Origin of the sequence: Lentzea sp. NPDC051208, from assembly GCF_040682435.1 — a bacterium.
In the GTDB taxonomy this organism is placed as follows: Bacteria; Actinomycetota; Actinomycetes; order Mycobacteriales; family Pseudonocardiaceae; genus Lentzea; species Lentzea kristufekii.
Genome location: NZ_JBFBAW010000002.1, coordinates 416,175 through 434,928, shown reverse-complemented (window position 1 = coordinate 434,928; position 18,754 = coordinate 416,175). Strand labels below are relative to the sequence as shown.

General features: G+C 68.7%; 23 protein-coding genes. 9 read left to right on the top strand and 14 right to left on the bottom strand.

Features of this window, described 5'->3' with window-relative positions:
* Positions 1-17: 17 nt before the first annotated feature.
* Positions 18-932, top strand: coding sequence for an alpha/beta fold hydrolase (locus AB0M48_RS06410; protein WP_363836325.1), 915 nt, complete (start codon positions 18-20; stop codon positions 930-932).
* Here the strand turns inward: AB0M48_RS06410 and AB0M48_RS06405 are convergent.
* Positions 842-1,381, bottom strand: a complete 540-nt coding sequence (locus AB0M48_RS06405; protein ID WP_363836324.1) for a hypothetical protein — start codon at positions 1,379-1,381, stop codon at positions 842-844. The two genes, AB0M48_RS06410 and AB0M48_RS06405, sit on opposite strands and share 91 nt — an antisense overlap.
* Positions 1,382-1,395: 14 nt before the next feature.
* Positions 1,396-3,006, bottom strand: a complete 1,611-nt coding sequence (locus AB0M48_RS06400; RefSeq protein ID WP_363836323.1) for a wax ester/triacylglycerol synthase family O-acyltransferase — start codon at positions 3,004-3,006, stop codon at positions 1,396-1,398.
* Positions 3,007-3,227: 221 nt separating this feature from the next.
* Here AB0M48_RS06400 and AB0M48_RS06395 point away from each other — a divergent pair, with 221 nt between their 5' ends.
* A complete protein-coding gene (locus AB0M48_RS06395; RefSeq protein WP_363836322.1) occupies positions 3,228-4,046 on the top strand; it encodes an alpha/beta fold hydrolase in 819 nt (272 codons plus the stop codon).
* Here AB0M48_RS06395 and AB0M48_RS06390 read toward each other — a convergent pair.
* Positions 4,043-4,825 carry a helix-turn-helix transcriptional regulator gene (locus AB0M48_RS06390; protein WP_363836321.1) on the bottom strand — a complete coding sequence of 261 codons (783 nt, stop codon included), beginning with the start codon at positions 4,823-4,825 and terminating at the stop codon, positions 4,043-4,045. The two genes, AB0M48_RS06395 and AB0M48_RS06390, sit on opposite strands and share 4 nt — an antisense overlap.
* 69 nt (positions 4,826-4,894) lie before the next feature.
* Here AB0M48_RS06390 and AB0M48_RS06385 point away from each other — a divergent pair, with 69 nt between their 5' ends.
* Complete coding sequence (locus AB0M48_RS06385) at positions 4,895-5,629, top strand: SDR family oxidoreductase (RefSeq protein WP_363836320.1); 735 nt, start codon at positions 4,895-4,897, stop codon at positions 5,627-5,629.
* A gap of 184 nt (positions 5,630-5,813) precedes the next feature.
* Here the strand turns inward: AB0M48_RS06385 and AB0M48_RS06380 are convergent, their stop codons facing one another.
* Positions 5,814-6,734, bottom strand: a complete 921-nt coding sequence (locus tag AB0M48_RS06380) for a hypothetical protein (protein ID WP_363836319.1) — start codon at positions 6,732-6,734, stop codon at positions 5,814-5,816.
* Between the two features lie 11 nt (positions 6,735-6,745).
* The gene (locus AB0M48_RS06375) at positions 6,746-7,714 is read right to left on the bottom strand and encodes a DUF2332 family protein (RefSeq protein ID WP_363836318.1); all 969 of its coding nucleotides are present in this window, start codon (positions 7,712-7,714) and stop codon (positions 6,746-6,748) included.
* Positions 7,715-7,799: 85 nt separating this feature from the next.
* Between AB0M48_RS06375 and AB0M48_RS06370 the strand changes: the two genes are divergently transcribed.
* Positions 7,800-8,576, top strand: coding sequence for an enoyl-CoA hydratase-related protein (locus AB0M48_RS06370; protein WP_363836317.1), 777 nt, complete (start codon positions 7,800-7,802; stop codon positions 8,574-8,576).
* A gap of 14 nt (positions 8,577-8,590) precedes the next feature.
* A complete protein-coding gene (locus AB0M48_RS06365; protein WP_363836316.1) occupies positions 8,591-8,899 on the top strand; it encodes a hypothetical protein in 309 nt (102 codons plus the stop codon).
* A gap of 160 nt (positions 8,900-9,059) precedes the next feature.
* Here AB0M48_RS06365 and AB0M48_RS06360 read toward each other — a convergent pair whose 3' ends face one another.
* The 7 genes from AB0M48_RS06360 to trxA form a co-directional block, all read right to left on the bottom strand.
* Positions 9,060-9,659 carry an MBL fold metallo-hydrolase gene (locus AB0M48_RS06360; RefSeq protein WP_363836315.1) on the bottom strand — a complete coding sequence of 200 codons (600 nt, stop codon included), beginning with the start codon at positions 9,657-9,659 and terminating at the stop codon, positions 9,060-9,062.
* On the bottom strand, positions 9,659-10,747 hold the full coding sequence (locus AB0M48_RS06355) for an S-(hydroxymethyl)mycothiol dehydrogenase (protein WP_363836314.1): 1,089 nt from the start codon (positions 10,745-10,747) through the stop codon (positions 9,659-9,661). The genes AB0M48_RS06360 and AB0M48_RS06355 overlap by 1 nt, the downstream gene beginning before the upstream one ends.
* Before the next feature lie 12 nt (positions 10,748-10,759).
* Positions 10,760-11,278 (bottom strand): VOC family protein, encoded by a 519-nt coding sequence (locus AB0M48_RS06350; protein WP_363836313.1) that lies wholly within the window; start codon positions 11,276-11,278, stop codon positions 10,760-10,762.
* A 690-nt stretch (positions 11,279-11,968) separates the two neighbouring features.
* A complete protein-coding gene (locus tag AB0M48_RS06345) occupies positions 11,969-12,238 on the bottom strand; it encodes a DUF4235 domain-containing protein (protein ID WP_266042589.1) in 270 nt (89 codons plus the stop codon).
* Complete coding sequence (locus AB0M48_RS06340) at positions 12,235-12,588, bottom strand: DUF3618 domain-containing protein (RefSeq protein WP_363836312.1); 354 nt, start codon at positions 12,586-12,588, stop codon at positions 12,235-12,237. The genes AB0M48_RS06345 and AB0M48_RS06340 overlap by 4 nt, the downstream gene beginning before the upstream one ends.
* Positions 12,585-12,974 carry a phage holin family protein gene (locus tag AB0M48_RS06335; protein WP_090072592.1) on the bottom strand — a complete coding sequence of 130 codons (390 nt, stop codon included), beginning with the start codon at positions 12,972-12,974 and terminating at the stop codon, positions 12,585-12,587. Before AB0M48_RS06335 ends, AB0M48_RS06340 begins: the two co-directional genes overlap by 4 nt.
* A 33-nt stretch (positions 12,975-13,007) precedes the next feature.
* Complete coding sequence (gene trxA / locus AB0M48_RS06330) at positions 13,008-13,388, bottom strand: thioredoxin (protein WP_363836311.1); 381 nt, start codon at positions 13,386-13,388, stop codon at positions 13,008-13,010.
* Positions 13,389-13,522: 134 nt separating this feature from the next.
* On the opposite strand from trxA, the gene AB0M48_RS06325 reads away from it, so the two are divergent.
* The 4 genes from AB0M48_RS06325 to AB0M48_RS06310 are packed head-to-tail and all read left to right on the top strand — an operon-like array spanning position 13,523 to position 17,656.
* Positions 13,523-14,425 (top strand): ABC transporter substrate-binding protein, encoded by a 903-nt coding sequence (locus tag AB0M48_RS06325; protein WP_363836310.1) that lies wholly within the window; start codon positions 13,523-13,525, stop codon positions 14,423-14,425.
* Positions 14,426-14,432: 7 nt separating this feature from the next.
* The gene (locus tag AB0M48_RS06320) at positions 14,433-15,245 is read left to right on the top strand and encodes an amino acid ABC transporter permease (protein WP_363836626.1); all 813 of its coding nucleotides are present in this window, start codon (positions 14,433-14,435) and stop codon (positions 15,243-15,245) included.
* Positions 15,226-15,990 (top strand): amino acid ABC transporter ATP-binding protein, encoded by a 765-nt coding sequence (locus AB0M48_RS06315; protein ID WP_363836309.1) that lies wholly within the window; start codon positions 15,226-15,228, stop codon positions 15,988-15,990. The genes AB0M48_RS06320 and AB0M48_RS06315 overlap by 20 nt, the downstream gene beginning before the upstream one ends.
* 1 nt (position 15,991) lies before the next feature.
* The gene (locus AB0M48_RS06310) at positions 15,992-17,656 is read left to right on the top strand and encodes an aminotransferase class V-fold PLP-dependent enzyme (RefSeq protein ID WP_363836308.1); all 1,665 of its coding nucleotides are present in this window, start codon (positions 15,992-15,994) and stop codon (positions 17,654-17,656) included.
* Here AB0M48_RS06310 and AB0M48_RS06305 read toward each other — a convergent pair.
* Both AB0M48_RS06305 and AB0M48_RS06300 read right to left on the bottom strand, forming a co-directional pair.
* Entirely contained in the window at positions 17,634-17,816 is a 183-nt protein-coding gene (locus AB0M48_RS06305; RefSeq protein WP_363836307.1) for a DUF397 domain-containing protein, read from the bottom strand. The genes AB0M48_RS06310 and AB0M48_RS06305 overlap by 23 nt on opposite strands.
* The gene (locus tag AB0M48_RS06300; RefSeq protein WP_363836306.1) at positions 17,788-18,630 is read right to left on the bottom strand and encodes a helix-turn-helix transcriptional regulator; all 843 of its coding nucleotides are present in this window, start codon (positions 18,628-18,630) and stop codon (positions 17,788-17,790) included. The genes AB0M48_RS06305 and AB0M48_RS06300 overlap by 29 nt, the downstream gene beginning before the upstream one ends.
* Positions 18,631-18,754: the final 124 nt, after the last annotated feature.

Here is an 18,754-nt window from a genome sequence, read left to right as displayed (position 1 = left end):
GCGACATACTGGTTGGTATGACGACTGTGGCGAACTTCGGCGGCATCAGTCACCACGCCGACCTCGACGGGCCCGTGCACTGGGTCGACTTCGGCGGACCGGCGGACGGTCCGCGCATCGTGCTCGTGCACGGGCTCGGCGGCTCGCACCTCAACTGGGTGCTGCTGGCGCCGTTGCTCGCGCGCAAGGCCCGCGTCACGGCCGTCGACCTCGCCGGGCATGGCCTGACGAACCCCGAGGGGCGGCAGACCACGGTCCAGGCCAACACGAGGCTCCTGGGCCGGTTCCTGCGGGAGGTGGTGGGGGAGCCGGCGATCCTGGTCGGCAACTCGATGGGCGGGTTGATCTCGCTCTTCCAGACCGCCTACGACCCCGGGCTGGTCCGGGGCCTGGTGCTGGTCGACCCGGCGCTGCCGATGGTGTTCGGGACCCGGCCGGACCCGACGATGCTCAGCACGTTCTTCCTGTACGCGGTGCCGGGCCTGGGCGAGCGGTACCTGGCCAGGTCGAGGGCGGTTCCCGCCCACCGGCAGGTCGAACGCCTGCTGGAGCTGGTCTGCGTGGACCCGTCCGGCATCCCCGAGGAGCTCAAGCAGGCCAGCGTGCACCTGATCGGCGAGCGCGCCAAGGTCGAGGGCCTGGACAAGGCGTTCCTCGCGGCCGCGCGCAGCGTCGTGTTCACGACGTCGAAGCGGGGCGCCTACTACGCGGCGATGGCCAAGGTCCGGGTGCCGGTGTTCCTGATGAGCGGCGACCGGGACCGGCTCGTCAACGTCGCCGCCGCCCGGTACGTGGCGCGCAGGTTCCCGCACTGGCGCTACGACGAGTACGCGAACGTCGGTCACGTGCCCCAGATGGAGATCCCCGACGTCGTGTCCGAGCGGGTCCTCGAGTGGATGGACGCCAACCGCCTGAGCACGTCCGCGAGCTGACCCAGGGTGAGCCGCTCCCGCAGCACGGGGGCGGCTCCGGTCAGCACGAAGTGGTCGTCGCGCTGCTCGACGCCCGTGAGTTCGATGCCGCGCGGCAGTTCCGGTACCGCGAACACGCGTGCGGGCAGCCACTTGTGCAGCCGCACGTGCAGTTCGGAGCCGACCAACCGGACGGTCAACGGGAACCAACTGAACGGTTGCAACTCCGGGATGTCCGCGAAGTCCACCTCGACGCGGAACTCGACCGGCGAGGCCACCAGGACCGCGGGCGGGTTCACGTGCACGTCGTGGCAGACGACGGTCGCGCGACGCGCGCGCCAGCGTGACCACCGCACGTTCTCCAGCTCGACGCGGACGTCGTCGACCTGGCCGAGAGCCAGCCCCAGGGCGCCCAGCCTCGCGTCGAGTCCCACCACGGTCAGGCGCAGCTCGTGCGCGCCCGCCTGCACCGTCAGATCGTGTCTCAGGCCGTCGTCTCCGGCTTCACGCCGTTCGTGGCGGCCTTGGAGGTCGTCCGGACGGCACGGGGCTTGGGAGCGGCCTTCTTGGCCACCGGCTTGGCGGCAGGCTTCGCAGCGGGCTTCGCGGCAGGCGTCGCGGCAGGCTTCGCAGCAGGCGTCACGGCGGCCTGGGGAGCGGGTTTGGCGGCAGGCGCGGCGTCAACGACCTTCTGGGCCGCCTCGGTCCTCTCCGCCGCCTCGGCGGCCAGCGCCACCATCTCGTCGAAGCCCGCGCGGATGCCGTCCGCGAGCAGCTGGACGTCCGGCACGCCGTCGAAGTCGGCGTTGATGCCGAAGGTGAACCTGTCGAGGTAGGAGAAGATGCCGACGGTGATCCGGATCGTCGAGGCGATCGGCACGTACGGGAACAGCTCGACCAGCGGGCGGCCGAGCATGTAGAGCGGGATGCGCGGGCCGGGCACGTTGGTGGTGACGGTCTGCAGGATCTGCTGCGGGAACCGCATCGCGGTCCGCGAGCCCAGCGCCATCAGCGTCGGCGCGGCGAAGTTCGACAGGTTCGTGAGGACGTCGGCACCGGCGGCCTGGCGCGAGTGCTTCAGGTCGTCCATCTGCGCGCGGATCGACGCGAGGCGCTTCACCGGGTCGGCCTCGCCCACGGGCAGGTTCACGAGCACGGCGCTGACGCGGTTGTTGAGTTCGTTGTGCTGATCGGCCTTGCGCATCGACACGGGAACCATGGTCCGCACGACCATGCCCTCGGTCAGTTCGCCGCGCTTCTCCAGCAGATCCCGGAAACCCCGCGTGATCGCGGTCAGGATGACGTCGTTGACGGTGCCGCCCGCCGCGGTGCGGATCTGCTTGATCTCAGCCAGGTTCGCGCGCGCCCACACCCAGCGGCGGTGTGGCCCGATAGGACCGTTCAGCGACGTCGCCGCACGCGTGACCAGGCGCCGTGCCGTACCGGGAAGAGAGCCGAGAACGGACTTGCCGAAGTCCATGATCTCGCTGAAGGAACGCACGTTCCGCGCGACGGCGGGCAATGCGGACAGGTGCTGCACCGGCGTCACGATGGCGTCACGCACGCCGTCGACCACCAGGTCGAGCGTGGAGGGCTGCGGCTGCGGCTGCCACTCCTTCGGCTCCGGCAGCACTGTCTCCTGCCTGAAGTCGAGGATGAGCTGCAGCATGTCCGAACCGGACACTCCGTCGATCATGCAGTGGTGGACCTTGGAGATGATCGCCCAGCGACCGCCTTCGAGACCCTCGACCAGCCAGGCCTCCCACATCGGCTTGGAGTCGTCGAGCTTCTGCGCGAAGATCCGGCCGGCGAGGTTGCGCAGCTGGTCCTCCCCGCCCGGCGACGGCACCGCGGTGTGGCGCACGTGGTAGAGGATGTTGAAGTGGTCGTCGTCGACCCAGACCGGACGCCCGACGTGGAACGGCAGCGCCTTCACCTTCTGCCGGTAGCGCGGAACCTGGTCCATGCGTGCCAGGAAAAGGCGGATCACATCTCCGTAGGACGGGGCCGGCCCGTCGAAAACCAGGACGGAACCCACGTGCATCGGCACGTTCTCGTCCTCGATGAAGTAGAAGCCAGCGTCCAGAGAGCTCATGCGATCCACTCGAAAAAGAGTAGAGGACCAGGGCGTCTCAATCGACGTCCATGCAGGTGAGAGGCACTGCACAGCTGTGAAGTTGCCAACGTGTTACCTGCGGGTGGCGAATCGAGACTGGAAAGTGCTGGCGAAAAGATCGTTCACGAAACATCATGGACTCACTGGGCAACGCTGCCCAGGGCGCCGGCTCGGGGTTGTCGACGTGTGGGGAGGCCGCCATGTCCGCCGTACCTTCGGACGAAGTCTTCGAAGTGCCTGCCGCTCCACCCCTCCACCTCGTCAGAGGCTCCGCGCCCGGCCTGTTCTGGTACCTCACCGAGCCCACCCGTTGCGCGCTCGACGTCAGCGAGTTCGTGGCCACCCGGTCGATGTTGCGCGGTGCTCCGTCCGGTGACGGCCATCCGGTGCTCGTCTTTCCCGGCCTGGGAGCCGCCGACTCGTCCACGGTGATGCTGCGCCGCTTCCTGTCGGGCTTGGGCTACGAGGTGAACCCGTGGGGCCTGGGCCGCAACATCGGGCCGACGCGCAAGGCCGTGGACGGCATGCACGCCTTGGTGAAGAAGGTTTCCGACGCATACGGCGGGCCGGTCTCCATCGTCGGCTGGTCGCTGGGCGGGATCTTCGCGCGCGAGATGGCACGCGACCACCCGCACCGCGTCCGCCAGGTGATCACCATGGGATCGCCGTACAACATGAGCGATCCCGTGCAGTCACGGGCGATGCCCGCTTTCGCGTTGTTCTCCCGGCTGCACATCCCGAAGGACGAGTTCCCGCCGCTCGAGTCGTCGCGGCCGCCGATCCCGGTGCCCGCCACGTCGATCTACTCCAAGACGGACGGCATCGTCTCGTGGGAGTCGTGCGTCGAGGAACCCGGACCGCGCAGGGAGAACGTCCAGGTGTCGTCCTCACACCTGGGATATGGCTTCAACTCCAGCGTTCTGTGGGTCGTCGCGGACCGGCTGGCACAGGCGGAGGGCACGTGGGCGCCCTTCGCCGCGCCTCCGGGGATGGCCAGCCTCTACCCGCGCGCCGCCTAGCAGGGCCGTTCGTCCGAGTAGACCACCAGCGTCTGGTCGGGCCGCTCGGCGAGGTGGAACGCCGTGTACGCGTAGTCGAGCGGCCCGAGCCTGGGATGCCGCAAGCGTTTCCGGCCACCGTGCCGGGGTTGCACGTCGTAGTGGGGCCACCAGGAGCGCACCTCCTGGCTGGCCTCGTGCAGGTCGTCGATCAGCCGGGTGAACCGCTCGTCGGCGGGGTGCTGGCCGGCGAGCGCCCGCAGCCGGGCGAGCAGGCCGCGCGCCTCCGTGTCCCAGTCGATCAGGACGTGCCGCGACTCCGGGGCGATGAACACCCAGCGCGCGAAACTGGGATTCTCCTTGCTCAGCCCCGGAAAGAGCTCGGCCGCGGCCTCGTTGTGGCTGAGCACGTCGTAGGTGGCGCCGATGACGAACGCCGGATGCGGGTCCAGAAACCCTGGAACGGCGGCCACTTCCGCGGCCAGCGGCTCTGCTTCCACGGTGTGCGGCCTGATATGGCCCGCGAGCCGAAACAGATGGTCCTTTTCGGACGGACTGAGCGCGAGAGCGGCGGCGAGCGCACCGAGCACCTGATCGGACGCCCGCACGTCCCGGCCCTGTTCCAGGTACGTGTACCAGGTGGCGCTGATGCCCGCGAGCACCGCCAGTTCCTCCCGGCGCAGACCGGGAGTCCGGCGCCTCCCTGTGCGCGGCAGGCCCGCCTCGGCCGGGGTGAGCCGCTCCCGCCGGCTGCGCAGGAACGCACCGAGTTCGCGCCGCTGATCGTCCGTTCTCCGCACGCTGGCACCTCCAGTACCAGAATAAACGCGCTCTGGATACCAGGCTGAGGCTGCCGCACGCTGGGGTTCATGGCAATTGCGGACAAGGTCGTGGCGATCACCGGCGCCAGCAGCGGGATCGGGGAGGCGACCGCTCTTCTCCTCGCGGAACGGGGTGCGCGCCTCGTGCTCGGGGCACGCCGGTCGGAGCGCCTCGCGGACCTGGTGGACAGGATCGAGAAGGCAGGCGGCACGGCCGTGCACACGCGCACCGACGTGACCCGTCGCGAAGACCTGCATTCGTTGGTGGCACTGGCCCGCGAGCGGTTCGGCCGCCTCGACGTGCTGGTCGGCAACGCGGGCGCCGGCCCGATCTCACCACTGGACGACCTGCGCGTCGACGAGTGGGACGAGATGGTGGACGTCAACATCAAGGGCGTGCTGCACGGCATCGCGGCGGCTCTGCCGGTGTTCCGCGAGCAACAGGCGGGGCACTTCGTCACCACCTCCTCCACCGCGGCGTTCCGCGTCGTGCCCTCCATGGCCGTCTACGCGGGCACCAAGGTCGCGGTCCGGGCGATCTGCGAGGGCCTGCGCCAGGAGGCGGGCGCTTTTTTGCGCGTCACCACGGTGTTCCCCGGTTTCGTGCACACCGATTTCGCGGAGGCGTCCACCAACACCGCTGTGCGGGAACGGATCGCGGGCATGCGCGACGAGATCGCGATTCCGCCGGACGCGATCGCCCGTGCCATCGCGTTCGCGGTCGAGCAGCCGGCCGAGGTCGACGTGAACGAGATCGCCGTTCGGCCGACTGCTCAGAGCTAGTTACTTGGTCATCGGTTTCCCGTTGCCAGGGCCGTCCGGGTCAGGGCGGGGGTGGCGATCGCGGCCACGACGGTGGACTTCATCAGCAGCCTGCGGTTGATCCTGCCGTCCATGCTTCCTCTTCCGCTGGGAGGCGTGACGGCGGCGGAGTGGTGCAGAAACGACTGTAAAAGTTTCCTGTGGGTCAGCGGAACGCGTTGCGCGTGTAGGTCAGGCTGAAGCTGCCCTTGCCGGAGAAGTACCTGTCGATCACCAGGGCCGGGTCGGTGGCCAGGTAGCCGCGGTAGACGGCACCGTCGTTCTGGTCGTCCCAGCCCCACGGCGCGTTCGCGGCGTTGTCCTTGCCGTTGTCGCCGCGGAAGGTGCCGGACGACGAGTAGGTCTCCGCGTTGTCGCGGCGCGCCCACATCCCGCCGGCCTCCAGGGTGTTCACGAGGCGGTAGCCGACGCTGCGGTCGTTGCCGCCCGACGGCACCTCGCCGGTGGCGGCGGGCTGGTAGACCACGCCGTCGCCGCCGGGGAAGTCGGTGCCGGTCCAGCGGTACAGGCCGTGGCCCTTGGCCTCCTGGAACGTGGCGGGGCGCCCGCCGACCAGCAGCAGCGTGCCGTCGATGGTCTCGGAGCCGTTCTGGTACGGCGATCCTGCGGGCACGTAGGAGTAGAAGTCGCTGTGCGCCACCGTGACGGCGGCTTCGAGCCTGCCGTACTGCGAGCCGTCCTTGCGGACCGCGAACAGCGCGCCCTCCAGGTCGTTCTCGTGGGTCCTGGTGCTGAACGGGTCGGGCTGGTCGTCCCAGTCGCGCGGGTGGAAGAAGCCGTAGACGACGAACCAGTGCGTGGACGTCTCGACCACGGAGTAGTAGGCGGCGCCGGTGAGTTTCGCGAGCTGGGGCTGGTTCTCCCAGTTGTTCAGCGTGTTCCAGTCGCCGTCGAAGTCCACTGTGGACAGGTAGTCGGCGTCGTGGTCGGACGAGTCGGTGTCCTGGTGGTGGACCGGCGCCCAGTGGAACGCCAGGTCGTGGTCGGAGACGGCGGCGTTCGCCGGTGTGGTGAGGGCCGTGGTGAAGAGAGCGACGGCCAGCAGGGAGGCGCGGATCGTTTTCACGACGCCGGAATCTAGCTGTAGATGGTGACCGTCAAGCGGGGGTTCGAGCGAAGATCTGTCGACTCGTAGGCAACGCGCGCGAGTGGCATCGAGCCGGCCGCCGCGGTCAGCGTCGTCTCGATCTCGTTGCGCTCGTCCTCGGTCAGGTACGCCCAGAACGAGCTGTGCCAGACCACCGTGTACGTGCCGCGGTCGCCGGGCGGCACGAGGTTCTCCCGCAGCCACCGGCCGGCGGGGGAGCGCGCGACCTTCACGCCGACCTTGGCGGCCAGCTCGATGGCGTCGTCGAGGTCCCACCGCAGCGCGTCGTGCTCGGGCGGGATGAACGACTGCAGGATCATCGCGTGCTTGGGGTCGGCCGGGTCGCGCGGTTGCAGGTCGCAGCCGGCCCTGCCGACGATCTCTAGGTTCGGCGGCCGCGGCCCGACGGCGGCCAGGCGCACCGGCGAGTCCTTGTCGCCCCACTCCCAGCCGAGGCCGAACCAGCGGTAGTGGTCGAGGATCAGGTTGAGTCCCGCGCAGGCGCCGAGTTCGAGCAGCCGGACCTTCGGCGCGCCGATCATGGTGAGGCCCCGCAGCAGGAACGCGGCCGTCTTCGGCTGGTGCTGCTGCACCGTCCGGTCGAGCGCCGCGAGGATCTCGCCCGCGTTCTCCACGATCGCGCTCCGTGCGGCCAGCCACGCCAGCAGCGCCGTCGAGTCGGACTCCCCGGCCATCGCGGCCGCGTGCGCGCTGGCGAACCGCTGGCTGAGCTCCGGGGCCTTGCCCGACAGCATCAGCAACCGCACGCCCGCGAGCGCCTGGACGCCGAACAACGGACTGTGCACGGCGCTGTGCGAGCACAGCAGGTCCGCCACCGGCCCGCCCCGGTCGAGCTCGCTCGCGAGTTCGGAGAGGATGCGCGCGGACACCGGCGCACTGGTGCGCAAGCGCACCGAGAGCGTGCGCAGCGTGGAAGCGCCGATGGCAGCCGCTGTCACGTTTCCTCCCCCTCTTCGGCACCGGACTTTACAAGGGGGTGACCGCATCGCCACCCATCCGAGTCCGCGCGTGCCGCCGGGGACGATGGGTATCGTGCGGCGGGTGAGCGAGTTCCTGGAGCTGTCCGCGGCCGGTCCGGTCGCCACGTTGACGATCAACCGCCCGGCCAAGCGCAACGCCATGTCGTACGACATGTGGTCGGCCATCCCGGAGCTCCTGGCTCAGGTTTCCGCAGATGAGACCGTGCGGGTGCTCGTGATCCGGGGCGGGGAGCACTTCTCCGCGGGTGCCGACATCGCCGAGTTCTCGACGCTGCGGCGGGGTGCCGAGGGCGCCGCGCACTACGGCGAGGCCGTCTACAACGGTGAACGGGCCATCGCCAGACTGGACAAACCGACGATCGCCGCGATCTCCGGGTTCTGCGTCGGCGGCGGCTGTGAGATCGCCCTCGCCTGCGACATCCGGGTGGCGGCCGCGGACGCCCGCTTCGGCATCACGCCGGCGAAGCTCGGCATCGTCTACAACTTCACCTCCACCAAGGCGCTGGTGGACGCGGTCGGCCCGGCCTGGGCGAAGCAGATCCTGTTCTCGGCCGATCTGCTCGATGCCGCGACGGCCCTGCGGATCGGCCTCGTGAACGAGGTCGTCGAGTCCCTGGACGCCCGCGTGAAGGAACTCTCCGAGCAGATCGCGGGCCGCGCGCAGGTGTCGGTCCGGGGCGCCAAGAAGATCATCAACTCGATCACGGACGGCGGCCACGAGGACGACTTCGTGCGCGCGCTGTACGCGGAGGCCGCCTCCAGCGCCGACTACGCCGAGGGCGTGACGGCGTTCCTGGAGAAGCGGCCGCCGCGGTTCTAGCCGTGGGTGAGCTGATGGGTGCCTTCACGGCGGCGGTCCACCACGGCTGTCTGGTGCTAAAGGACGACTCCGTCGTCTTCAGCGTGCTTCCGTCTGCCGACGGGATGGTCACCGTGCGGGTGTGGCGGGGCGAACCAGCGCCCGGCGCGGCCACCGTGCCGTACTTCTCCGGCACGCTGCAGGTCTCGCGAGGCCGGGTCAGGCTGTCCGACGCGAACGAGGACGTGTCGCCGGCGCTCCGCCTGGACCGCGGGCCGAACCCGTTCCACGTGCTGACGGACTCGGTTGACCACCCCGAGTCCGTCGACATCGTCTTCGCTTAGGGCCTGTGTCGAAGTCTGATCCGCGACAGCCGGGCCCGAGGCGGCTCCTGGCGGCACGGCCGGACGACCCACATACAACACCGGTATGCGGGCCATCCGGCCGTACCACCAGAAACCACCTCAAGCGCGACTCTCATCGAACCAGACTTCGACACAGGCCCTAGAACACCTCGGCGGCGATCGTGGTGTCCGCACCGTGCCCGGTGTGCACCACGGTCTCCCCGGGCAGCGTCAGCAGCTTCTCCCGGATCGACGCCTCGATCGTCGGCCGGTCCGAGAACGACCGCCCGGTCGCCCCGGGCCCGCCCTGGAACAGCGTGTCGCCGGTGAACACAGCGCCCAGCGACGGCACGTAGAAGCACACGGCGCCAGGGGAGTGCCCTGGCGTGTGCAGCACGTGGATCTCCTCGCCGGCGACGGTGAGCACCTGGCCGTCCTCCAGCGCCAGGTGCGGGAGCACGCCGGTGTGCGTCAGGTTCCACACCACGTGGTCGGCCTGGTGCAACGCCAGCGGCGCCCCGGTCACATGTGCCAGATCCGGCGCGACGCGGACGTGGTCGTCGTGTGCGTGCGTCAGCAGGATCGCCACGACCCGACGCCCGTCCACGACCTTCAGGATCGCGTCCACGTCGTGCGGTGCGTCGATGACGACGCACTCCGACGCGTCGCCGATGACCCAGACGTTGTTGTCGACGTCGAAGGTCTCGCCGTCCAGCGAGAAGGTGCCGGAGGTGACGGTGTGATCAACGCGCAACGGCATCAGAACACCACGACCGATCGCAGGACCTCGCCGTGGTGCATCTTCTCGAACGCGCCCTCGACGCCGTCCAGCGCGATCTCCTCGGTGACGAACGCGTCCAGGTCGAAGCGGCCCTGCTGGTACAGGTCCACGAGCATCGGGAAGTCGCGCGTCGGCAGGCAGTCGCCGTACCACGACGACTTGAGTGAGCCGCCGCGCGAGAAGAAGTCGATCAGCGGCATCTCGAGCTTCATGTCCGGCGTCGGAACACCCACCAGGACAACGGTTCCGGCGAGGTCGCGGGCGTAGAACGCCTGCTTCCACGTCTCCGGGCGGCCGACCGCGTCGATCACGACGTCCGCGCCGAACGAGTCCGTCAGGTCCTGGATCGCCGTGACGACGTCGTCGACCTCGCGGGCGTTGACGGTGTGCGTGGCGCCGAATCCCTTGGCCCACTCCAGCTTCCGCGGGTCGGTGTCGACGGCGATGATCTTCGCGGCACCGGCGATGCGGGCGCCCGCGATGGCGCCGTCACCGACACCGCCGCAGCCGATCACGGCCACCGAGTCGCCGCGCGTGACGCCACCGGTGTTGATGGCGGCGCCCACGCCCGCCATCACGCCGCAGCCCAGCAGACCCACCGCCGCGGCACGGGCGGACGGGTCGACCTTGGTGCACTGTCCGGAGTGGACGAGCGTCTTCTCCGCGAACGCGCCGATGCCCAGCGCGGGCGAGAGCTTCGTGCCGTTGACCAACGTCATCGGCTGCGACGCGTTGAACGTCGAGAAGCAGTACCAGGGCTTGCCACGGCGGCAGGCGCGGCACGTGCCGCAGACCGCGCGCCAGTTCAGCACGACGAAGTCGCCGGGCTCCAGATCGACGACACCCTCACCGACCGACTCCACGACACCCGCGGCCTCGTGGCCCAGCAGGAACGGGAAGTCGTCGTTGATGCCGCCCTCGCGGTAGTGCAGGTCGGTGTGGCAGACGCCGCACGCCTGGACCTTCACCACCGCCTCGCCGGGACCGGGGTCGGGCACCAGCACCGAGGTGAGCTCGACCGGTTGTCCCTTGCCCCGGGCGACGATGCCCTTGACCTCTTGCGCCACTGCGACTCCGTCCTAGTTGATCAGTGTCGTGCCTTCGAACTCGCCGAGTTCTTCCCGGTAGAACTCAATCCCTACACCGTTGGGGTCGCGGATGTACAGGCTGTCCTCGACGCCGCGGTCGGGGCCCAGGTACTCGATCCCCGCCTCGTCCAGCTTGGACTTGATCTCCTCGAACCGCTCGGGGGAGGTCGAGAGGGCCAGGTGCTGAACGGCGCCGATCGTCTCGGAGAACGCCGGGTGGTCGTGACCCGGGAAGTCGAAGAACCCCAGCAGGTTCTTGGAACCGAGGTCGAAGAAGAAGTGGCTGGAGCCGTTGTAGTCGCGGTTCTCCACGAGCTCGACCAGCGGGAAGCCCAGGAACTCCTGGTAGAACCGGATGGTCTCCTCGACGTCCTTGCAGATCAACGCGATGTGGTGAACTCCGCGCGTCGGCGACCCGCCCCGCTCGGCGAGCGGCTTCACGTAGCGCTCGCGCAGCTCGTCGCGCTTGGCGCGGATGGCGTCGAGCTCTGCACCCTCTGGCTGTGGCATGAGGGTCAGAGTAGTTGAGGGTTCAAAGATTCGCAGGCCTAGCCCGCAACGCCCTCGAACTCCGCAGTGTGGTCCCGGAAAGCAGCCTGACCTGCAGATGCGCCACGCTGGTCCGAGGGGCCAGACGGGCTACCGCCACGGAAAGATCACCCGGTTGACGGGAGAGATGATGGTGACCGGCAGGCCAGGAAGTGGAACGCGATGCCGCCGCCGAGCGGGCCGACCGCGGTGACCGCGGTCAGGTCGCTCCACATCACCGGCCGCCGCGCGAACGCCTCCGCCTGCCCCGCAGGAACTCGCGACAGGTGCGCGGGCTGAGGCCCTGCCGGTTGTTCCACATCCGGAAGACGTGGTGATAGCCGGCCCGCCGGCCAGTTCGAGCGCTGCGTGGAACGCCGGCCGCCCGGCGTCGGCGATCGCCTAGTGCTCACCGGACTCCACGCCGCGGGCGCTCGTCCAGACCTCGGCGAACCCGAGGCCCTCCTCGGCCAGGTGAACCGTCAGTTCCGGATACCCGGCCCAGGTGCGGGCCAGGGCGTCCGGAACGGCGGTGAGCGGTTCGAACGTCGAAGACAGCGCACGGGCCCCGCAACCGACGAGTCATGACGGCCCTTTCTCGGGGGACCGGGCCAGATCAGGTCAGAAGGCGATCTGCGTGCATCCAGCCGTCTCGATCGGGCCGGTGAGGGCTCAATCTTCCTCGTCGCCGGGCCATTCTCCGGTCAGCTTCTGGAAACCCTTGGCGCCGCCGCGGTCGATGGCGGCCTTGACCAGGCCGAAGATCGCTCCCTGGATGGCCGCGGCCATCAGCACCTCGGTCCAGGCGCGATTGCGCATCGTGGCGCTGGGCGCTTCTTTGTCGCCCGCGACGAGTTTCCACACCTGTCCGAAGATCGCGGTGGCGAGGAAACCGCCGAGCGCGCCGAACAGCATTCCGAGCGGGCGGTACAGGAGTTTCATCGGTTCCTCCGGGAGATCGCCCAGATCGCGACGATGAGCGCGATCAGCGCCGCCGCGATGGCTCCGGGGTGGCGGCGCGCCTTCTCGACCTGCTCGGCCACGGGCTCGGGCAGCGAGCCGATCGCCTCGTTGGTCGCGGCGGTCAGTCGCTGGCGCGTCTCCTGCGCCTGCTCTTTCACGCGCACGGCCGTCTCCTGGGCCTGCTCCTTGACCCGGTCGGCCGTCTCCTGCGCCTGTTCCTTCACGCGGCCGGGCACGTCGACCTTGTGCGCCAACGCTTCCACCGTCTCACCCAGCTCACGCCGGGTGCGTTCGACGTCGCGCTGGAGCTGGTCCTTGGGTTCGGTCATCGGTGCGCACTCTCCTTGATCGTCGCAATGTCCTGCTGGACGTTGTCCATCGCCTGCCTGGGAACCGGCGGAGCGGCCTGCTTGACCTGGCCCTTGCCCACGAGCGCGAAGATGCCCGCGAACACCAGAAGGGCGGCCGCGACGATCAGAGCGGCCGCCCACGGCGGTACTACGAGTGCCAGCAGCAGGATCAGGCCCGCGACGACGCTGAGCCCGCCCCACCACGCGAACACGCCGGCCACGCCGAACATCCCGGCGCCGACACCGGCGTGCTTGCCTTTGTCCTTCAGCTCCGCGACGGCGAGACGGATCTCATCGCGCGCGAGCCTGCTCACCTGCTCGGACAGCTGGTGCACCAGCTGTGCGGTCGACGTGTCGGTGTTCATGCACGTCAGTTACCCACAGGCGTGCTGCGTCAATCAGCCCTGCTGGGCCTGGGCCTCCGCGACCTTCGCGTGGACCTCTTCCATGTCCACTTCGCGGGCCTGCTGGATCAGGCCGTCCAGTGCGGGAGCGGGCAGAGCGCCCGGCTGCGAGAACAGCACGACGCCGTCGCGCACGATCATCAGCGTCGGGATCGACCGGATGCCGAACGTGGCCGCGAGCTCCTGCTGCGCCTCGGTGTCGACCTTGCCGAACACGATGTCCTCGTTCTTGTCCGACGCGGCCTCGTAGGTGGGCCCGAACGCGCGGCACGGGCCGCACCACTCGGCCCAGAAGTCGACCAGGACGATGCCGGAGCCGTCGGAGCCGCCGACCACCTCGTCGAAGTTCTCCTTGGTCAGCTCGACCGTCGCCATGTTGGTCCTCCTCGTTCGCTGGGGGCACCCCGTCCAACGGAGCTGGGCCCTGTGGAATTCCCCGCGTGCGCCCAGTCACGCCTGGTTTCAACTTTTTGTGGACGTCTTCAACTGGACGTTGTACGGTCCCCGCCATGAAGCCGCGCCTGCTCGTGACCTCGCTGCTCGTACTGGGGCTCGCTGCCTGCGGGTCCACGCCTGAGTCCACTCAGACGTCCACTCCGCCGTCGTCCGACCTGTCCACGGTCAAGAAGGACGACGCGCTCGCCGCGCTGCTGCCGCCCGAGATCGCCTCGGCCGGCACGTTGAAGGTCGGGTCGAACATCCAGAACCCGCCGAACAACTTCTACGACCAGGACGGCAAGACCCCGATGGGGTCCGAGGTCGACCTGATCAAGGCGATCGCCGCCAAGCTGGGGCTCAAGGCCGAGCACAGCGACATGGCGTTCAGCTCGCTGATCACGAGCCTCGAGACCGGGCGCGTCGACGTGACGATGGCCGCGATGAACGACACCGCCGAGCGCCAGCAGAAGATCGACTTCGTCGACTACTTCACCTCCGGCATCACGATCATGGTGCAGAAGGGCAACCCGCAGGGCGTCAAGACGGTCGAAGACCTGTGCGGCAAGGGCATCGCGGTGAACCTGGGCAGCTCGCAGGAGCAGTTCGGCAAGGAGCAGAGCCAGAAGTGCCTGGCCGCGGGCAAGCCGGAGGTCACGCTCAGCGTCACCGACAGCGACACCGGCAACCAGAACCAGCTGCGCACCGGCCGCGTCGCCGCGATCCTCAACGACCTGCCGACCGCCGTGTACGTCGCTAAGACCGCGGGTGACGGCCAGTACTTCGAGGTCGTGCCGCTCGCGCCGATCAACGGCGGCCCGTACGGCATCGGCGTCGCGAAGAAGAACGCCAAGCTGTCCGAGGCGATCAAGGGCGCGCTGCAGTCGCTGATCGACGACGGCACCTACGACAAGATCGTCACCACCTGGGACATCAAGCAGGGCGCGATCACGAAGGCCACCATCAATGGCAAGTGACACCCGCATGAACGACGTCCGCGAGGAACTGGTCGTCGTGCCGCTGCGCCACCCCTGGCGGTGGTTCAGCGGCGTGGTGATCGTGCTGGTCATCGCCGGTCTGGGCTGGGCGATGTCCGAGGCCCAGATCCAGTGGGAGGACGTGCCGGGGTTCTTCACGCACCCCGTGATGCTCGAAGGCCTGCTCAACACCATCGTGCTCGCCCTCGCCGCGCAGGGCGGCGCGATCGTCCTCGGCGTCGTCGTGGCGCTGATGCGGCTGTCGGCCAACCCCGTCGCCCGGTGGTTCGCGGTCGGCTACATCTGGCTGTTCCGCGGCCTGCCGGTGCTGCTGCAGATCCTGATCTGGTTCAACCTCGCGCTGGTGTTCCAGAACATCAGCATCCCCGGCGTGTTCTCCGTGCCCACCAACGTGGTCATGACCGCGTTCGTCGCGGCGCTGCTGGGACTCGGCCTGAACGAGAGCGCCTACATGGCCGAGATCGTCCGCGCCGGCCTGAGCAGCGTCGACGAGGGGCAGACCGAGGCGGCCAAGTCGATCGGCATGACGCCGATGACGACGCTGCGCCGGGTGGTGCTGCCCCAGGCGATGCGCGTGATCATCCCGCCGACCGGCAACAACTTCATCAACATGATCAAGGGCACCTCGATGGCGTCGGTGATCGCCTTCCTGGAGCTCATCCACGCCGCGAACAACATCTCGTCGCGCAACCTGGAGATCATGGAAACCCTGTTCGCCGCCGCGGCCTGGTACCTCGTGATGGTGTCCCTCGCGTCGATCGGGCAGCACTACCTGGAGCGTGCTTATGGCCCTCGTTGAGGCGATTGGGGTCCGCAAGTCGTTCGGCCACACCGAGGTGCTGAAGGGCATCGACCTGGAGGTCGAGCGCGGTGAGGTCGTCTGCCTGCTCGGTCCCTCCGGCGCCGGCAAGTCGACGTTCCTGCGCTGCGTGAACCACCTGGAGACCATCGACGCCGGCCGCATCTGGGTCGACGGCGTGCCCGTCGGGTTCCGCGCCGCGGGCGGGAAGCTCTACGAGCTGCGCGAACGCGACGCCGCCCACCAGCGGCGCGACGTCGGCATGGTGTTCCAGCGGTTCAACCTGTTCCCGCACCGCACGGCGCTGGAGAACATCATGGAGGGCCCCGTCCAGGTGCTGGGACGCGGCCGCGCGGAGGTGCGCGCGGAGGCGCTCGCGCTGCTGGAGAGGGTGGGACTGGCCGAGAAGGCCGGTGCCTACCCGGCCCAGCTGTCGGGTGGTCAGCAGCAACGTGTTGCGATCGCGCGCGCTCTGGCGATGAAGCCCAAGCTGATGCTGTTCGACGAGCCCACGTCCGCGTTGGACCCGGAGCTGGTCGGCGAGGTGCTCGACGTGATGACCTCGCTGGCCCGCGACGGCATGACGATGATCGTGGTCACCCATGAGATCGGCTTCGCCCGCTCGGTCGCCGACCGCGTGGTGTTCCTCGTCGACGGCGCGGTGGTGGAGTCCGGCACACCGTCGGACGTGCTGGACAATCCGCAGCAGCCGCGCACGCAACAGTTCCTCGCAAAGGTGCTCTGACTTGATCGACGCCTCGTACCTCGCCCAGTTCCGCGAACCGGAGGGGTATCTCGACTTCGCCCGCTTCGGCCCGCCCTCCCTGCCGGTGGTCACGGCCACCGCGCGGTTGATGGAACAGGCATCCCTGGCCGGTCCATCCACTGTGGACACCCTGATGCGCGAGGAACAGCGGGTGAAGGCCGCCGTCGCGCGGCTCTGCCGTTCGGACACCGACCACGTCGCGTTGGTGCCGAACACGTCGATCGGCCTGTTCCAGGCGGCCTTCGGGCTGTCCGGGACGGTCATGTACTCGGCGGCGGAGTTCCCGTCCAACACCTACCCGTGGGTGCGGGCGGGCCTCCCGTCGGTCGTTCTCGACGGCCCGGTGCACCCCGCGGCCGTCGCGACCCACCTCACGCCCGAGGTCTCCGCCCTGTCGGTGTCCGCTGTGGACTTCCGCACCGGCTACCGCACGGACCTGGCGGCGTTGCGCGAGGCCGTCGGCGACCGCTTGCTGATCGTGGACGGCATCCAGGGCTTCGGCGTGGTCGACGAACCGTGGGAAGTCGCCGACGTGCTGGTGGTCGGCGGCCAGAAGTGGTTGCGGGCGGGGTGGAGCACCGGCTTCGTCGTGCTGTCGGACCGCGCCCTGGAACGCCTGTCACCGGTGCTGTCCGGCTGGACCGGCGCCGTGGACGCCGGCCTGTTCGACGACTCGGTCCACGACGCCGCCCCGGACGCCGCCTCCTGGAACATCACCAACCTCTCCCCGGTCGTGTCGGGCGCCTTCGCGGAAGCCCTGGAACTGGTCGAACTGGCCGGGGTCTCCTCGCTGGACTCGGCGGTGGCAGAGATCGTCGCCGAGGTCGAGGAGATCGTGCTGGCGAGCGGCGGCAAGATCGTCTCCGCGCGCGAACGCCGTGCCGGAATCCTGGCGTTCACCATGCCCGAGGCCGCCTCGGTGGTGGGGGAGGCGTTGAACGCCTTCGGAATCACCGCCACGGTCCGCCCGGAACACGTCCGCCTGTCCCCGCACGCCACCACCTCGCGGGGAACGTTGGAGCGGCTGCGGGCAGCCCTGAAATCGTTGTCCGGCACGGCGTCCTCGCCGATTCCGGCCGCACTGTCGGCGCTGGTGCCGACCATCGACAGCCTCGCCTCGGCCCTGGGCCCGGACACCGAGGTCGTCGTGCACGACCTGACCCGCCTGCCGAACTCGATCATCGCGATCGCCGGCTCGCTGACCGGACGCAAGGTGGGCGGCCCGATGACGGACCTGTTGCTGGGCCTGGTCCGGCGCGGCACGACCACCGACATGCCCGGTTACGAGACCTACGCGCCGGACGGGCGCGCGATCTGGTCGTCGACGACCTTCGTGCGCGACGCGGCGGGCGTCGCCGTGGGGTGCCTGTGCGTCAACAAACTCGCCGCGCACGAGGCTTCCGGGCCCGTGGAGTCGTTTCCACAGGACGTGGACACGCTTCAGCGCGTGCTCGTGGAGAAGGCGATCGCCGACGTGGGCGTGCCGGTCGAGCTGATGAAGAAGGTGCACAAGTCGCAGGTCGTCCGAGTGCTGGACGAGGCCGGGTTCTTCCTCATCCGCGACTCGGTCGACCACCTGGCGGGTGTCCTGGAGGTCACCCGGTACACGATCTACAACTACCTCAACGAGAACCGAGGGACCTGAGCAGGTCCTGCCAGGCGGGGGAGGAGAACGCGAGCACGCCGCCGCTCGCGTTCTTCGAGTCCCGGACGAGGACGTTGTGGGCGAGCGAGACCTCGACGCAGTTGCCGTCCTCCGCTCCGCCGCTGTAGGTGCTAGTACGCCAAGTGCGGTCCTGAGTCATCGGAGTCCTCTCGCGGTGGGCTGACGTACTCCGCCAGTTTGCTCCGCGATTGTTCCGCACTCAAGGCGAGCTCATCCAAGAGACCAAAGAGAAGCCGGGTGCGGGCTATGGCGCCGGGGTCCTCCACGAAGACGTTCGCGAGGTTGGTCTCGCTGAAGACCAGTGGCCGTAGCTTGTCGAACTCCCACAGCACGAAGCTGGAAGCGACGATGGGGGCGTCTTTCGGCACGATCCGGATGATGTGCGGGTTGAACAGCAGCCGGGCGTATTGATCCTCCATGATCTCTGCGTTGCCAACCTGCAGGTCCAGCGCATGCTCATGGATGTAGAACACGCAAGTCGGCCGATCGTGTCGGCGAAGGATCGCCTGACGTTCGGTGCGGTACTGGACGAGGTTCGGGATTCGCTCCTCGGCGACCATCCCGGTCATCCGGTAGACGTAGGCGGCGTAGTCGGGGGACTGCATGAGACCCGGCATGGCCAGCACGTCGTAACTCGTGATCGCCGTTGCTGTCGCCTCTGCCATCACCATCGCGCGGAGATTCTCCGACACCTGCACCCGGTACTCGTCGAACGCGTACTGGTAGCGACGCCTGAAGTCGTTGATGAAGTCGATGTCCTTGTCGCACATGGACAAGTACTGGATGAGGTCGACCTCGCTGGCGCGGGCCTTGCCGTGCTCGATGGTCGAGACCTTGCTCGGGTCCCAGCCCAGCTTCATGGCGAGCTTGTTGCCACTGAGACCGGTGCAGGTCTCGCGCAGGCTCCGGAGCTCGTCACCCAGGTCCCTGCTGTACGCGGTGGAGGGAGTCATAGGCCGACGCTATGGGTTGTAATCAATCCAAGCAGCTGCTCGTTCGGGTGAAAACAACCGCGATGCTCCGTTCGTGTTCCGCTGGAGCCGCGCGACTTTCTTGTAACTTGCGTCTTCCATCGAC